Source organism: Weizmannia sp. FSL K6-3076 (assembly GCF_038007245.1).
In the GTDB taxonomy this organism is placed as follows: Bacteria; Bacillota; Bacilli; order Bacillales; family Bacillaceae_C; genus Weizmannia; species Weizmannia faecalis.
This window is the reverse complement of record NZ_JBBOWU010000001.1, coordinates 3355129-3370795: the sequence shown is the minus strand read 5'-3', so window position 1 is coordinate 3370795 and position 15667 is coordinate 3355129. Positions and strand designations below refer to the sequence as shown.

Sequence of the window (15667 nt, the reverse complement as noted above, 5' to 3'; positions counted from 1 at the left end):
GGAGTGAATGGTTTGTGTTAGAAGATCATGTGAAAATAATGGGTGCGCTTGCCATAAGCGGAGAGATTGTCGGGCGTAAAAAGCTGCAAAAAATGATTTATATTGCGAAAAAATTATCCTTCCCGTTTCAGGAAAAATTCGAGTTCCACTTTTACGGCCCGTATTCTGAAGAGTTGACGCTCAAAGTAGAGGAACTGACCAATCTCGGGTTTGTAAACGAAGTAAAAGAGAAAAAAGGCGGATATGTCCAATACCGGTATACGGTGACAGACGAAGGCCGGGAATTTCTGGAAATGTACGAACCGGATCTGTCGGGGCTGGATGCGTGCCTGGCAGAAATGAATGGGCAAAATGCACGCTTCCTTGAGCTTGTTTCAACCGTCATGTATTTTGATATGCTTCCGAAAGAGGAAGTAAAGGAGAAAATCTTTACATTAAAGGCGAAGCAGCGTTATACGGAGGAAGAAATCAACGAGGCGTACGATTACATAGAAAAATTGAAAAAAATCGCTAGCCCTGTCCAGCAGGCATAGCGATTTTTCCGCCCCTATTCGTCGCTTTTGCGGACGCCGCCTATGGCATAATGGTTTTTTGACATTTCTTCAATGAACACGGTAATGTTTTCTTTTGGGGCGCCTACGGTTTCGCTGACCGCGGCCGTTACTTTTTCGACCAGCGCTTTCTTTTGTTCGTCTGTACGGCCTTCCAGCATTTTGACGGTTACATATGGCATGCGGGTGCATCTCCTTTTAGATGATTTCATAAAAATTGTAAAGTCTTTTTTGCCCGCCTGCAAGTGGCACTTTTAAAACAAGTGAATACCGAATGAAAATTTTGTATACTATAGTCAATATATTGTTTTTAAAGGAGACCGGTACGTGGAACAATTACAACAGTTTTTGGCATATCCGTTGAGGGATATCCCGATTGTCGCGGCGGTGTTGATCATTGCTTTTACCGTCCATGAATTTTCCCATGCTTATACGGCTTATCTGTGCGGCGACCCGACTGCTAAACGCGAGGGGCGGCTGACATTGAACCCGGCGCAGCATATTGACCCGCTCGGCGCGCTGCTTATTTTTGTCGCCGGCTTCGGCTGGGCGCGCCCTGTCCCGGTAAACCGCTACCATTTCAAAAATCCGCGCCTGGCAGGGGTGACGGTATCCTTTGCGGGCCCTGCCAGCAATTTTTTGATGGCGTTTATCGGGGAAATCATTTTTTATGTGCTCGTGGCAACCGGGCTTGGCGCAGGCCTGCCATGGTTTGTCCTTTCCTTTTTCAATTATTTTGTCTGGCTGAATCTCGTATTGTTTATTTTCAATTTAATTCCGCTTCCGCCGCTGGACGGGTACCGGATCATAGAAGATTTGGTTTCGCCGGGGGTACGGGCAAAATTGACGCAGTACGAGCAGTACAGCATCGTTGTATTTCTGGTCCTTTTGGTCACGCCGCTTGGCCGGTATACGATCTCGCCGCTGCTTAACAGTGCGGTTCCGTCGATTATGAAGGGATTCCAGACCATTGTTTCCGTATTCGGATAGATTGCCATTGAGAGAAAGGGGATGTGCAAGATGGCTGAAAAAAAGAAAAAAGCAGAATTTAATATTATTAAAAATGCGCCGACTGACGGCCATAAAAGTTTTGGCACCGGGGCGCTGAACCTTGAAAATGTCTCGCCGGTGATCATTGATGTCAATGAAGGCACGGCGGTTGTCGATATTGGGGCGATGCATGCAAGGAGCGCCGTGGAAAAACGGGTGAGATTTTTCCCCGACCGTTCGGAAGTCCCAGAAGAGGGGGCAAAACCGTACTGGCTTGTGTGGGTGACAATTGAACGCGGCGAAAACGGGCCTTATTATCACGGGGTGACAGCCTGCGAAATGGTGGTCAACAAGGAAAAACGCCGCGGCTACAAATCGCTGCCGGAACATGTCAACCGCCTCGACAAGTCGATGAAGGGCCATATCATTGTAGACCATATGGACGACCGGTCCAAAAAAGTGCTGGCAGACTTTTTAAAAGGCCACAGCAGCGAGATGTGGGATTTATCCAGCGATGAATTGAAAGAAGCATTAAAGGCCTGACCCCGCGCATTTTGTGCGAGGAACCGGCCGGAATTTCAAGATGGATTGAAAGAGCAGGAAAGGCCTGACCGCAAAGCGGCCAGGCCTTTCTTTTTGCTGTTTTTAAAAAAACGGGAACAGTTTTTCAAGCCAGTTACGGTGCTTTTTCGGATACAACTCATTTTCTCCTGCTGCGGGATGTTTGCTGCAGGGCTCGGCCGGTTCGGTACCGGATATAAAGTATGTCAGCCTTGCCACCGGGCAGTTTTCGGTTGCAATTTTCCCGGTTTCAGGATCGATTTCAACGCCGGTTACGCCTTTGGGCGGCTTAAACTCCGCGGCAGGGCGCCCGGCAAGTGCTTTTTCCATAAACCGGGCCCATATTTTTTTGGCGTACATTTTGTCAGCGGCCAACGTGATTTCCTGCCCGTTGTCGTATCCGACCCAAACGCCTGACACGAGCTGGGGCGAAAACCCGATCATCCAACTGTCCGTGTTGGTGGAGCCGGATTTGCCGGCGTACGGGCGGGTGAGGCTTTTGACAATGGAGGCGCCGGTGACACGGGCATAGCCGTTCAGGCGCTTGTCAAACATACCGGTCATCATTTGCGAGGTGACAAACGCCGCCGCTTTGTCCAGCACTCGTTTTTTCTCGTGTTTGTCGTATGCATACAGGACGTGACCTTTATAATCTTCCACTTTTGTGATGAAAACAGGCCCGTTTTGAGTGCCGCCGTTTGCAAGCAGGCTGTAGGCGTTCACCATATCGAGCAGGTGCACTCCGGATGTGCCGAGCGCAAGTGACGGCACTTTTTCCATCGGGGTTGTAAGGCCGAATTGTTTTGCGGTTTGGACGAGCACATCCTGTCCGAGCAGCAAATGGGTTTTCACGGCGTAAATATTATCTGAAACGGCGAGCGCCTGCATCATCGTAATGTCCCTATTGGCATACTGGCTGTTGAAATTATGCGGCCTGTATGAAGATCCGCCCGGCCGGAAAACGGTCGGTTCGCTTTTGAGCATCGTTGCCGGCGTGAATCCGTGGTTCAATGCAGCATAATAAAGGAGCGGCTTCATGGTGGAACCGGGCTGGCGCGTTGCCTGTGTGGCGCGGTTAAAGGAACTTTCCGCATAATCGCGGCCCCCGGTAAGTGCGGTTACGAAGCCGTTTTTCGGATTGATTGCCGCAAAACCGAGCTGGATTTGCGAAGATGCCGGAATGATTTCCTTCACTGTTTCTTCGGCAATTTTTTGCTGCTTCACATCAAGGGTGGTATATACTTTTAATCCCCCGAGCGCAATCGTCCGGTCATCAAACCCGAGTTTTGTTTTCAGCTGTTTTTTCACAAGGTCCTGGAAATAAGGGGCGATCCGGTTTGTATCCGGATCCGCTTTTTGCATGATTTTTACCGTTTCATTGGCGGCTGCTGCTGCTTGTTTTTTTGTAATATAGCCGTTTTTCACCATCGATTGCAAAACAGCAAGCTGCCGTTTTTTCGCTTTTTCCGGCGAAATGACAGGGGAGTAGACTCCGGGTCCGTTTGGAATCCCGGCAAGCATGGCGGCTTCGGCAAGTGTCAGCTGTTTGGCGCTTTTCCCGAAATAGTACCGGCTTGCGGCTTCAATCCCGTATTTTCCATGCCCGTAATTGATCGTATTTAAATAGCCTTCCAGAATCCGGTCTTTGCTGTAGCTGGACTCGAGCCGGACCGTGTAGAATGCTTCCTTTAATTTTCTTTCCCATGTTTTATCAAGCGTTAAAAACAGGTTGCGGGCGTATTGCTGGGTAATGGTGCTTGCGCCCTGCACCTTTCCCATTGCTTTCATATCGGCAGCGACCGCCCCGGCCATGCGCCGGTAATCAAAGCCGTGGTGATGGTAAAAGTTTCGGTCTTCGATTGAAATGGTCGCGTCAATGGCGTTTTCGGAGATGCCGTCAAGCGGCACCCAGTATCTTTGCTGGCCGCTGTTCGACTCGCCGATTTGTTTGCCGTTTTGTGCATAATAAAGCGTTGATTGCGGTACGGACAGCGGCGGCGGACCGAGAATTTTTGCATACAGATAGACAGCTGCCGTTAAGGCAGACAGCAGGATGGCGAAAGTAATCAGGGCAAACAGCATCAGGCGCAGGCCCCATTTGGCTTTCCGGATCTTTGGTGTTGTCTGTGTCTCCATCATCCGCACCTCTTTTTCTCCTTATTTCCTTAGTATTTAGTAAGAGAGGAAATTTTAAACACCGGAACCGAAAAAAGGATTATGGGAAGGGTGGCCCGCTGTAAAAAGATTCTTGCTTTTTTTCGGAATTTCACTATACTTTTTCCATGTGTCCGAAATTGTGAAAAAGAGGAGAAAAAGATGAGATTTGACGAAGCTTATTCAGGCCATGTTTTTATCGGGGCAAGCCCGGATTATGAAAAAAGCCGGGTGGTGCTTTACGGCATGCCGATGGACTGGACAGTCAGCTACCGCCCGGGTTCACGGTTCGGCCCGGGGCGCATCCGGGAAGTTTCAATCGGGCTCGAAGAATACAGCCCGTATCTTGACCGGGAACTTGCTGAAATCAGCTATTTTGATGCCGGAGATATGCCGCTGCCGTTCGGCAATCCGCAAAAAAGCCTTGATATGATTGAAAATTATGTCGGGACATTGCTCGACGACGGGAAATTTCCGTTCGGCCTTGGCGGCGAGCATTTGGTGACATGGCCGGTGATCCGCGCCGTTTACAAAAAATACCCGGATCTCGCTGTCATTCATTTTGATGCCCATACCGATTTGCGCACGGATTATGAAGGCGAGCCGCTTTCGCATGCTACGCCGATCCGGAAAACGGCGGAGTTGATCGGGCCCGCGAATGTGTATTCATTCGGTATCCGGTCCGGCTTAAAAGAGGAATTTGAATGGGCGGAAAGAAACGGCATGCATATCGCAAAGTTTGAAGTGCTTGAGCCGCTCAAAAAAGTGTTGCCGGCGCTTTCCGGCCGCCATGTGTATGTGACGGTCGATATTGATGTGCTCGATCCCGCTTTTGCGCCGGGGACAGGGACGGTGGATGCCGGCGGGATCACCTCAAAAGAACTGCTGGCATCGATTCATGCGATTGCCCGTTCCGGCGTGAATGTCATTGGTTGTGACCTTGTTGAAGTGGCACCTGTATATGATCATTCCGAGCAAACAGCCAATACGGCTAGCAAGCTCGTGCGCGAAATGATGCTCGGCTGGGTGAAGTAACGGAAAACCCGGCACCGGCTGCGGGGGCGGGTGCCGGGTTTTTAAAGTTAAGCTTGCGGGATAGCAGCTCCATTATATATGATAAAATGAGGAGAGTTACCATATTATTTTTCCGCCGGAAAGGTTATAATGGATGAAATAAAGGATGTGGGAAAATGGCGGGGGAAACCGTTTCTTGCCCTGTAAAAATACATATGACCACGGAGATTTTCCAGGAAGAAGCGGAAAAAATCGAACTGGTTTTGTTCGGCCATTATTACGAAAAAGGCGGTTCGGCCTATTTAAAGTACGAGGAAGTGCAGGAAGCCGGCAAAATTTATACGGTTGTCAAAATGGCAAGCGGAAGGGCGCTTGTATTGAGAAGCGGTGCGGTCTCCATGCGGCTTGATTTGCGTGCCGGGACAAGGCGCCCGGGGACTTACGAAAACGGCTATGGCCAATTCCCGATTGAAGCGGCGGCAGATGAGATTGTGCACACGCGCACAGGCCCGCTTTCCGGGCAGCTTTCCCTCAGATACAGGCTTTATATGCATGGGGGTTCGGTCGGTACATATAAAATGAAGATCCATTATGAGGAGGTACAAGCAGCAAAATGAACATTGCGGAACAAATGCAGGAAACGCTGAAAACGGAAATCAAAGAAGCGGTGATGAAGACCGGCTTGGTTGCGGAAGCGGATATTCCGGCTATTGTGCTGGAAAAGCCAAAAGAAAAAGCACACGGCGATTATGCCGCAAACATTGCAATGCAGCTTGCGCGTGCGGCAAAAAAAGCGCCGCGCCAGATTGCGGAAGCGATTGTCGAACATATCGACAAATCGAAAACGTCGATTGAAAAAGTGGAAATCGCAGGCCCCGGCTTTATTAATTTTTATTTGGACAATACGTATTTGACCCGGCTGATCCCTTCTATCCTTCACGATGGTGCGGATTACGGCCGTTCAGATGCCGGCAGGGGCAAAAAAATCCAGGTTGAATTCGTATCGGCGAACCCGACCGGTGATCTTCACCTCGGACATGCGCGCGGCGCCGCTGTCGGGGATTCACTGTGCAATATTCTTGAAAAAGCAGGGTATGAGGTGACCCGTGAATACTATATTAACGATGCCGGCAACCAGATCCACAATCTGGCCTTGTCAGTCGAAGCGCGCTACTTCCAGGCGCTCGGGATGGAAAAGGAAATGCCGGCAGATGGCTATTACGGCCAGGATATTATTGACCTTGGAAAAAAACTTGCCGATGAATACGGCCGGAAATTTGTGGACGCGGATGAAAAAACGCGCTACGAATTTTTCCGCCAGTACGGCCTCGATTACGAGATGGCGAAACTGAAAAAAGACCTTGAAGACTTCCGCGTTCGTTTTGATGTCTGGTATTCGGAAACGTCTCTTTATAAGAGCGGAAAAGTTGACGAAATGCTGACACTGATGCGCGAAAAAGGCCATATTTATGAAAAGGACGGGGCAACGTGGTTCCGCTCGACGGCTTTCGGCGACGACAAAGACCGCGTGCTCATCAAAAACGATGGGACTTACACGTACTTGACCCCGGATATTGCTTACCATAAAGACAAATTTGACCGCGGCTTCGATACGGTGATTAATATTTGGGGCGCTGACCACCACGGCTATATCCCGCGGATGAAAGCGGCAATGGAAGCGCTCGGCTATAACAGCGGCAATCTTGAAGTGGAGATCATCCAGCTTGTTCACTTGTATAAAAACGGCGAAAAAATGAAAATGAGCAAGCGGACTGGGAAAGCGGTCACGATGCGTGAACTCATTGACGAAGTCGGGCTTGATGCAACCCGGTACTTCTTTGCGATGAGAAGTTCGGATACGCATTTGGACTTTGACCTTGATCTTGCCGTTTCAGAGTCCAATGAAAACCCGGTTTACTATGCGCAATATGCCCATGCCCGTATTTGCAGTATTTTGCGCCAGGCGGAAGAAAAAGGGTTTGTGCCGGATACAGGCGCCGATTTTTCCGTGATCCGGTCTGAAAAGGAAACGGATGTCCTGAAAAAGCTCGGAGAATTCCCGCAGGTGATTGCTGATGCGGCCGAAAAGCGGATCCCGCACCGCATTACAAATTATATTAACGAACTTGCCGCCAACTTCCACAGCTTTTACAATGCTGTGAAAGTGATCGAGCCGGCGCATGCGGACGCCACCAAAGCGCGCCTTGCCCTCGTGAAGGCCGTGCAAATTACGCTGAAAAACGCGCTCCAGCTGATCGGCGTTTCCGCACCGGAAAAAATGTAAAGAAAAAAGCCGTCCCCATCCGTTTACAGGTTCAGGGGGCGGCTTTTTTTGGTGCGCAATGGTTTATTGGGTTTAAGAAAAGCAAAATGGAATGCAAATAGCAAGATGACGTGCAGTTACGTGCCTGGGGTTCCGTGACAGCTTTTAAGGGGCGATGGTATTCAAGGACAGCCCAAACGATGGTTTAGCTGTTAACCACCTAATGTGCCTGGCAGTGCCCCAGTCTTCAGGGAGCAATTTTTTTTGATCGCGCCGACTGACCCAGAGCCGGTCTTTTATCACAAAAATCCTTCAATTGCCCTCACACCCCATTCAGCCAGCCTCGTTGCCAATCCGGGGCGGTTCAGGTCGTCTGCTGTAAGCGGGACAGCGTGGCACATATCTTCTTTTACGATCGCACACATTTTTTGGATAAACGCGTTGTCGTATACAAGACAGTTGACTTCAAAGTTTAAACGGACACTGCGCCGGTCAAAATTAGCCGTTCCGATATCGCAGACGGTCCGGTCAATGATCATAATTTTCGCGTGATAAAATCCGGGCTTGAACAAATAAATGTCTGCGCCATTTTCAAGCAGCTGCCGGAAATAGCGGCTTGCGGCCTCTTTGACAAGCGGATGGTCCGCCTTATCGGGGGTGAGCACTGTGACTTTTACGCCCCGTGCCAAAGCCTGTACCAGTTTTTTGTGGATGGCCGGAGTCGGGATAAAGTACGGGGAACCGATAAAAATCGATTCACGGGCTTCATCAATCAGGCTGCAAACCAGGTGCTCAAGCTCATCGCCCGCAGTCGGGATGATCCGGTGGCGGCATCCGCTTTTCTCCTCATGGGGAGAGAGATGTGTTTCAAATGGCATATTTTCTCCTGTAGCCGTTTCCCAGTTCCTGATAAATTCCTCCTGCAAGTCGCGGATACTTCCGCCGGTTAAGCGGAAATGGTAATCCCGCCAAGGAGACAGCGACTTGTTGCCATTGATATAATCCTTCCCCACATTGAAACCGCCAAGATAGCCTGTCTCCCCGTCAATGACGGTTATTTTCCGGTGGTTCCGCTGCTGGAGCGTGTAAAAGAAAAAAGGGAACTTCGGCCGGTTGCTGAAGGCAAACGAGGCGCCAGCGTTTTTCAGCTGTGCAATCATCTGTTTTGTGACCTTCCGGCTGCCCGCCCAATCGAGCAATACTTTTACTTCTTTCCCTTCGCGCGCTTTTTTTGCGAGCAGGCTGAAAAATTCACGGCTGATTTCATCATTTTTTACAATATAAAACAGGACGTATATGCTTTTTTTGGCATGCAGGATATCGGAAAAGTAGTGGGGAAACAGATTTTCTCCGCATGTAAAAACAGTAAAATCTCCGTGCCGTACGGGATATTGGCGCTGTTTGCGAGTTTTGCGGAAATGCCTTTTTCCAAGCGTGTAATCGGTGAAAAGCCAGATGATGAGTACTATGACGGCAGAAAGGAATAAGAGCAAAATCATATCTTTTTTCCCCGCTTCAATCGATTTTTTCCGTGGCCGAGTCCATGTCTTTATTCTTCCCCAAATGCGGCCGATTCTACTTACAAAAGCCGGAAACAGGCACAAAGAAATTCAAAAAAATAAAGAAAAAAGGATTGACTGAATGCTCATTCATTATATAATATAGGTAAGCAAGATTCGGAAAATTACCTGCTTTTTTGTGCGAGCACGAATGAACGAAGGGAGCGTCGGGAGAAAAATGCACATCTTATTATGGTTAAACTGGTTGTTGTTTCTGTCTGTAACCGCTTACGGCATTGGCCTTTTTGCGTATTTGGTAAGGACAAGGATCCAGTATATCAAATTGGGGAAAAAACAGGAATTCGACAACAATGTCAAGGCGCGGCTCAAAAAAATATGGGTATACGTTTTCGGACAGAAAAAACTGCTTAAGGATAAAAAGAGCGGCGCCATCCATGTGATGATGTTTTACGGGTTTATTCTCGTCCAGTTCGGCGCGATCGATTTCATATGGAAGGGGCTTGCGCCGGGTTCGCACTTGCCGCTCGGGCCGCTTTACCCCGGATTTACTTTCTTTCAGGAAATCGTTACGCTCGTCATTTTATTTGCGGTCGGCTGGGCGTTTTACCGCCGCTACATTGAGAAGCTCGTCCGCTTAAAACGAGATTTTAAAGCGGGGCTTGTGCTCATCTTTATCGGCGGGCTAATGGTTTCTGTTCTGGTCGGGGGCGGCATGGAAATTATTTGGCACTTTGAGGAGCCGTCATGGACGGAACCGGTGGCAGCCGGGATTGCAGCGGCCTTTCATTGGATTGGACCAACTGCAGCGGCTGTTGTGTTTTACGTCGCATGGTGGATCCATCTATTGCTGCTGCTTACTTTCCTTGTCTATATCCCGCAGTCGAAGCATGCCCATTTGATTGCAGGGCCTGCGAATGTGTATCTGAACCGGCTCGGGGATACCGGGAAATTACGGCCGATCGATTTTGAAGACGAATCGCAGGAAAGTTTTGGCGTCGGCAAAATCGAGGACTTCACGCAGCTTCAGCTTGTCGATCTTTACGCCTGTGTGGAATGCGGCCGCTGCACGAATATGTGCCCGGCAACCGGAACAGGAAAAATGCTTTCACCGATGGACTTGATCATTAAATTAAGGGACCATTTGACCAACTACGGCGCGGCCGTTACGTCTAAAGCACCGTGGGTTCCGGCGTTTGCTTTTGCCAACACGACAGGAAATAGGCTCGCCCGGGAAAGTGCAAGTCGCGGGGCGGAAGAGGCAGCTGCAGCGCTCGATTATAACCCGAGCCTGATCGGCGATGTCATAACAGAAGAAGAGATCTGGGCATGCACGACTTGCCGGAATTGCGAAGACCAGTGCCCGGTTATGAACGAACATGTCGATAAGATCATCGATTTGCGGCGCTATCTCGTTTTGACGGAAGGAAAAATGAAGCCGGATGCACAGCGGGCGATTCAAAATATCGAACGCCAGGGCAATCCTTGGGGGCTGAACCGGAAAGAGCGCGAAACGTGGCGTGAAGGGCGCGAAGATATCGAGGTCAAGACGGTCAAAGAAATGAAGAAAGCAGATGAGGAATTCGAATGTTTATTCTGGGTCGGATCAATGGGGTCTTACGACAGCCGCAGCCAGAAAATCGCGCAGTCGTTTGCGAAACTGCTGAATGAAGCGGGCGTGAAATTCGCCATTCTCGGCAACAAGGAGAAAAACTCCGGTGACACGGCACGCAGGCTTGGCAATGAGTTTTTATTCCAAGAACTGGCCGGTCAGAACATCGCCGAGTTTGAAAAGAACGGCGTGAAAAAAATCGTGACGATCGATCCGCATGCATACAATACATTTAAGAAAGAATATAAAGATTTTGGCTTTGAAGGGGAAGTGTACCATCATACCGAAGTGCTTTACGAGCTGCTGAAAGAAGGGCGCTTAAAGCCGAAATACGAAGTCAATGAAACGGTTACCTTCCATGATTCCTGCTACCTCGGCAGGTACAATGATATTTATAACCAGCCGCGTGACATTTTAAAAATGATCCCGGGCGTAAAGCTTGTGGAAATGGAGCGGAACCGTGAAACAGCGATGTGCTGCGGGGCTGGCGGCGGATTAATGTGGACGGAAGAAGATACCGGGCACCGGATTAATGTGGCGCGGACGGAACAGGCACTTGCTGTGAATCCGACCGTTATCAGCACGGAATGCCCGTACTGCTTGACAATGCTTTCTGATGGCACAAAAGCGAAAGAAGTGGAAGACACTGTAAAAACCTTGGATGTCGCCGAAATTCTGGAACGTTCGGTCTGCGGGGCGCCGGGGCAGACGGCTGCAGTTTCTTAAGCGGGTGATGCCGCCGCAAAACGGGATGCTCGGCAGGAAAAGCAGATCATGGTAGATTTTAAACCGGCAAATCATCTGCGCAAAAACGGCGGGGAACGGGATATGTAAAAGTTTGGGTAGGTTCTCCGCCGCTTTTTTGCGGCAGATCACAAAGGGTGTTAGGAATGTAAGCGTTCATGCAGATTGCTGGCGCTTTTAAATAAATCACGCAGTATAACAAGACTTTACTGCTGTTTTTAGTAGCGAATGGCAAAAGGGCCATGATTAAACGATGATTGAGCGTTCGCTCGATTGGGAGACACTTTTCACCCATCCTAAAAGCATCGGGAGGTTCGCTGCAAATTTGGCAGCAGATGGCAAAAGAGCAAGTCAAAGAAAGGGAATTGCGTATTTACGCGATTTAGAGGCCATACCAAAAACATGACAAGGCTCATCTATGGCAAAGGGCCATGAATGATGATTGAGCGTTCGCTCGATTGGGAGGCGCTTTTCCTCCATCCTAAAAGCATCGGGAGGTTCGCTGCAAATTTAGCAGGGATGGCAAAAGAGCAAGTCAAAGAAAGGGGATTGCGTATTTACGCGATTCAGAGGCATTCTTTACCCATACCAAAAACATGACAAGGCTCACTGCTGTTTGGCAACGAATGGCAAAGGAACGATGAATGAACGATGATTAGCGTTCGCGCAAATGGCCGGCGCTTATCATAAATCCATTGTAAAAGGGGAGAAGTTGGTTGAACACGGTGATCATCGATGGGGCGCGTACGCCATTTGGGAAATTCGGGGGAAAACTGGCTGCACTTCCGGCGTCCGCGTTAGGCGGGATTGCGATCCGGCATGCATTGGAAAAAGCAGGCGTTGAAAACGGGGAAGTAGATGAAGTGATTATGGGGAATGTCCTGCAGGGCGGCCAGGGGCAACTCCCATCCCGGCAGGCGGCAAGGCACGCTGGCATTCCGTGGGAAGTTAAAACGGAAACGGTGAACAAAGTGTGTGCTTCCGGTATGAGGAGTGTGACCATGGCGGACCAGATCATCCGCGCGGGAGACGGGGAAGTTATCGTTGCCGGCGGGATGGAGTCGATGTCAAACGCCCCTTACTTCCTGCCTAAGGCGAGATGGGGATTGAAAATGGGCGATGTCCAGCTGAAAGACATGATGACCCATGACGGACTCATCTGCGCATTTTCCGGCGTCCATATGGGCACATACGGAAACCGTACGGCAGAAACGTTTGGGCTGACCCGTGATTTTCAGGACCGCTGGGCATTAAGAAGCCACCAGAAAGCATTGGAAGCGATCCATTCCGGCAAGTTTGCCGAAGAAATTGTTCCGGTAGAAATCCCGCAAAGAAAAGGTCCTGCACTGCTTGTTGAACAGGATGAGCCGCCGCGCGCGGATACGACGCTTGAAAAACTGTCCCAGCTGCCGCCTGCTTTTGACAAAGACGGGACCATCACGGCCGGCAATGCACCAGGCGTGAATGACGGGGCAGCAGCACTCGTGTTAATGAGTGCTGAACGGGCTGCAAAAGCAGGATTGAAACCGCTCGCAAATATTGTGGCGCATGCAGAAGTGGCGGTGGAAGCGCAGCATTTTCCGCAGACGCCGGGGCTTGTGATCAACGAAATCCTGAAAAAAACAGGAAGAAAGCTTGATGACATTGATTTGTTTGAAATCAATGAAGCATTTGCCGCTGTGGCCCTTGCCAGCAGCAAAATCGCACAGCTCGATTTGGATAAGGTGAATGTAAACGGCGGCGCGGTTGCGTTAGGCCATCCGATCGGTGCAAGCGGCACGCGCATTATTTTAACCCTTGCATACGAACTGAAACGGCGCGGCGGCGGGACCGGGATCGCAGCCATCTGCTCCGGTGGCGGCCAGGGCGATGCCGTCATGATTGAAGTGCAATAAAACTTCAACGTGTATGACCACCCAAAAAAGGGGACCTGATCATGGATTTTCAGTTTACGGAAGAACAGCTTTTGTTAAGAAAAACCGTACGGGATTTTGCAGAAAAAGAAATTTTGCCGGCTACGGGCGACATGGAGCGCGGCATGTTCCCGCGTGAAATACTTGGAAAAATGGCAACCCTCGGTCTGATGGGCATCACCATTCCGGAAACATACGGCGGTGCGGGGCTGGATTTTACTGCATACGTTATAGCTGTTCATGAAATTTCCAAAGCCAGCGCGACCATTGGCGTCATCCTTTCCGTCCATTCATCCGTCGGGACCGCGCCGATTTTATATTTCGGAAGTGAAGCGCAAAAACAAAAATATTTGCCAAAGCTTGCAAGCGGGGAATACCTGGGGGCTTTTTGCCTGACGGAAGCCGAGGCGGGGTCGGATGCGAAGAATTTAAAAACAAAAGCGGTAAAACAGGGCGGGCATTATGTGCTCAATGGTTCAAAAATGTTCATTACAAACGGCGGCGAGGCGGATACGTATATTGTATTTGCCCGCACGGAAGACGGCAACATCACCGCTTTCATTATTGAAAAGACCATGCCGGGTTTCCGGACCGGCAAGGATGAGAAAAAAATGGGGCTGCACGGGTCAAAAACTGTCCAGCTTCACTTTGAAAATCTCCAGGTTCCGGCTGAGAACCGGCTGGGGGAAGAAGGGGAAGGGTTTAAGATCGCAATGGCGGTGCTGGATGCCGGCCGGATCGGGATCGCGGCACAGGCCCTCGGGATTGCGGAAGGCGCCTATGAACTGGCACTTCAATACGCAAAAAACCGGCGCCAGTTCGGAAAACCCATCCACGCATTTGAGGGTACCGGTTTTAAACTTGCCGACATGGCAACAAACATCGAAGCCAGCAAACTGCTTGTCTACCGGTCAGCCTTTTTGCGGAGCAACGGCCTGGGCTGCAAAAAAGAAGCGGCGATGGCCAAACTGCTCGCTTCCCAAACAGCTGTTGATACAGCGATTGAAGCCGTTCAGATTTTCGGCGGATATGGATACACGAAAGACTATCCGGTTGAACGGTTCATGCGCGATGCGAAAATTACGCAAATTTATGAAGGGACAAGTGAAATCCAAAGAATCGTGATCAGCAATCAATTATTGCGGGAGAAAAGGCTTTAAGTTGTCTTGGATAAAAAAATTGGAGGCAGAAAAATGGACTTTCGTTTAAGTGAAGAACATGAAATGATCCGGAAAATGGTACGCGATTTTGCCGTGAAGGAAGTGGCACCGACAGCAGCGGAACGCGATGAGAACGAACGGTTTGACCGTAGCATCTTTGACCGGATGGCGGCGCTCGGCCTGCCCGGGATTCCATGGCCGGAGCAGTACGGCGGGATCGGGAGCGATTTTCTGGCATACTGCATTGCGGTGGAAGAGCTGTCGCGTGTGTGCGCCTCAACCGGCGTGACCCTTTCCGCACATACTTCCCTTGCCAGCTGGCCGCTGTTTAAATTCGGCACAGAAGAACAAAAACAGAAATATCTCGTTCCGCTTGCCCGCGGGGAAAAAATCGGTGCGTACGGCTTGACGGAGCCGGGGTCGGGTTCCGATGCAGGCGCGATGGTGACAACGGCCAGGCGTGAAGGCGACCACTATGTTTTAAACGGCTCCAAAATTTTTATTACAAACGGCGGCGTGGCGGATATTTACATTGTGTTTGCCCTCACCGACCCGAAAAGCAAACACCATGGTACAAGCGCGTTTATCATTGAAAAAGATTTTCCCGGGTTTTCAACCGGCAAAAAAGAAAAGAAAATGGGCATCCGGGCTTCTACCACAACGGAAATCATTTTTGACAATGTCATGGTCCCGGCAGAAAACCGGCTCGGGGAAGAAGGACAGGGATTTAAAATCGCGATGATGACGCTGGACGGCGGGCGTAACGGCATTGCGGCCCAGGCAGTCGGCATTGCCCAAGGCGCACTGGATGCGGCTACAGCTTATGCGAAAGAGCGGAAACAATTCGGCAAACCGATCGCAGCGAACCAGGGCGTGTCTTTCAAACTTGCCGATATGGCCACTGCAGTCGAAGCGGCAAGGCTGTTAACGTACCAGGCGGCCTGGCTTGAATCAAACGGGCTGCCGTACGGAAAAGAATCCGCCATGTCCAAACTGTTTGCCGGTGATACGGCGATGAAAGTCACAACGGAAGCCGTGCAGATTTTTGGCGGCTACGGCTATACAAAAGATTATCCGGTTGAGCGGTTCATGCGCGATGCCAAAATTACGCAAATTTACGAAGGGACGCAGGAAATCCAGCGGCTTGTTATTTCAAGAATGTTGACAAAGGACTGACGGAGAGGGGAG

The 15667-nt window shown here is 50.1% G+C and carries 13 protein-coding genes; 10 read left to right on the top strand and 3 right to left on the bottom strand.

Annotated elements, in window-relative coordinates; genetic code table 11:
* Positions 1–14 precede the first annotated feature (14 nt).
* Complete coding sequence (locus tag NSS95_RS15970) at positions 15–533, top strand: YwgA family protein (RefSeq protein WP_035190074.1); 519 nt, start codon at positions 15–17, stop codon at positions 531–533.
* A 14-nt stretch (positions 534–547) separates the two neighbouring features.
* Here NSS95_RS15970 and NSS95_RS15965 read toward each other — a convergent pair whose 3' ends face one another.
* Entirely contained in the window at positions 548–733 is a 186-nt protein-coding gene (locus NSS95_RS15965) for a 2-hydroxymuconate tautomerase (protein WP_035190072.1), read from the bottom strand.
* Between the two features lie 145 nt (positions 734–878).
* Here NSS95_RS15965 and NSS95_RS15960 point away from each other — a divergent pair, with 145 nt between their 5' ends.
* Positions 879–1541 (top strand): site-2 protease family protein, encoded by a 663-nt coding sequence (locus tag NSS95_RS15960; protein ID WP_179234777.1) that lies wholly within the window; start codon positions 879–881, stop codon positions 1539–1541.
* A gap of 30 nt (positions 1542–1571) precedes the next feature.
* A complete protein-coding gene (locus NSS95_RS15955) occupies positions 1572–2084 on the top strand; it encodes a YwhD family protein (RefSeq protein ID WP_340714024.1) in 513 nt (170 codons plus the stop codon).
* A 102-nt stretch (positions 2085–2186) separates the two neighbouring features.
* On the opposite strand, the gene NSS95_RS15950 is transcribed toward NSS95_RS15955, so the two are convergent.
* Entirely contained in the window at positions 2187–4238 is a 2052-nt protein-coding gene (locus NSS95_RS15950; RefSeq protein WP_035190088.1) for a transglycosylase domain-containing protein, read from the bottom strand.
* Positions 4239–4418: 180 nt separating this feature from the next.
* Between NSS95_RS15950 and speB the strand changes: the two genes are divergently transcribed.
* From speB to argS, 3 genes are all read left to right on the top strand, one after another.
* On the top strand, positions 4419–5291 hold the full coding sequence (gene speB, locus NSS95_RS15945) for an agmatinase (protein WP_017552682.1): 873 nt from the start codon (positions 4419–4421) through the stop codon (positions 5289–5291).
* 155 nt (positions 5292–5446) lie between these two features.
* Positions 5447–5887, top strand: coding sequence for a DUF1934 domain-containing protein (locus NSS95_RS15940; RefSeq protein ID WP_035190070.1), 441 nt, complete (start codon positions 5447–5449; stop codon positions 5885–5887).
* Positions 5884–7554, top strand: coding sequence for an arginine--tRNA ligase (gene argS, locus NSS95_RS15935; RefSeq protein ID WP_035190068.1), 1671 nt, complete (start codon positions 5884–5886; stop codon positions 7552–7554). The genes NSS95_RS15940 and argS overlap by 4 nt, the downstream gene beginning before the upstream one ends.
* A 278-nt stretch (positions 7555–7832) precedes the next feature.
* Here argS and NSS95_RS15930 read toward each other — a convergent pair whose 3' ends face one another.
* Positions 7833–9032: a phospholipase D-like domain-containing protein gene (locus tag NSS95_RS15930; protein ID WP_179234776.1), complete on the bottom strand. Its 1200-nt coding sequence runs from the start codon at positions 9030–9032 to the stop codon at positions 7833–7835.
* Positions 9033–9270: 238 nt separating this feature from the next.
* Between NSS95_RS15930 and NSS95_RS15925 the strand changes: the two genes are divergently transcribed.
* The 4 genes from NSS95_RS15925 (at position 9271) to NSS95_RS15910 (ending at position 15655) form a co-directional block, all read left to right on the top strand.
* Entirely contained in the window at positions 9271–11388 is a 2118-nt protein-coding gene (locus NSS95_RS15925) for a (Fe-S)-binding protein (protein WP_340714023.1), read from the top strand.
* A gap of 734 nt (positions 11389–12122) precedes the next feature.
* Positions 12123–13301 (top strand): acetyl-CoA C-acetyltransferase, encoded by a 1179-nt coding sequence (locus tag NSS95_RS15920; protein ID WP_035183208.1) that lies wholly within the window; start codon positions 12123–12125, stop codon positions 13299–13301.
* Between the two features lie 41 nt (positions 13302–13342).
* Positions 13343–14479 (top strand): acyl-CoA dehydrogenase, encoded by a 1137-nt coding sequence (locus NSS95_RS15915; RefSeq protein WP_013860764.1) that lies wholly within the window; start codon positions 13343–13345, stop codon positions 14477–14479.
* 33 nt (positions 14480–14512) lie between these two features.
* Positions 14513–15655 (top strand): acyl-CoA dehydrogenase, encoded by a 1143-nt coding sequence (locus NSS95_RS15910; protein ID WP_035183210.1) that lies wholly within the window; start codon positions 14513–14515, stop codon positions 15653–15655.
* Positions 15656–15667: the final 12 nt, after the last annotated feature.

Bases quoted from the DNA above. Each gene is read 5' to 3' on its own strand.
- NSS95_RS15950 (WP_035190088.1), bottom strand. From the start codon at position 4,238: ATGGAGACACAGACAACACCAAAGATCCGGAAAGCCAAATGGGGCCTG.
- NSS95_RS15925 (WP_340714023.1), top strand. From the start codon at position 9,271: ATGCACATCTTATTATGGTTAAACTGGTTGTTGTTTCTGTCTGTAACC.
- NSS95_RS15965 (WP_035190072.1), bottom strand. From the start codon at position 733: ATGCCATATGTAACCGTCAAAATGCTGGAAGGCCGTACAGACGAACAA.
- argS (WP_035190068.1), top strand. From the start codon at position 5,884: ATGAACATTGCGGAACAAATGCAGGAAACGCTGAAAACGGAAATCAAA.
- NSS95_RS15930 (WP_179234776.1), bottom strand. From the start codon at position 9,032: ATGATTTTGCTCTTATTCCTTTCTGCCGTCATAGTACTCATCATCTGG.
- NSS95_RS15915 (WP_013860764.1), top strand. From the start codon at position 13,343: ATGGATTTTCAGTTTACGGAAGAACAGCTTTTGTTAAGAAAAACCGTA.
- NSS95_RS15955 (WP_340714024.1), top strand. From the start codon at position 1,572: ATGGCTGAAAAAAAGAAAAAAGCAGAATTTAATATTATTAAAAATGCG.
- speB (WP_017552682.1), top strand. From the start codon at position 4,419: ATGAGATTTGACGAAGCTTATTCAGGCCATGTTTTTATCGGGGCAAGC.
- NSS95_RS15940 (WP_035190070.1), top strand. From the start codon at position 5,447: ATGGCGGGGGAAACCGTTTCTTGCCCTGTAAAAATACATATGACCACG.
- NSS95_RS15910 (WP_035183210.1), top strand. From the start codon at position 14,513: ATGGACTTTCGTTTAAGTGAAGAACATGAAATGATCCGGAAAATGGTA.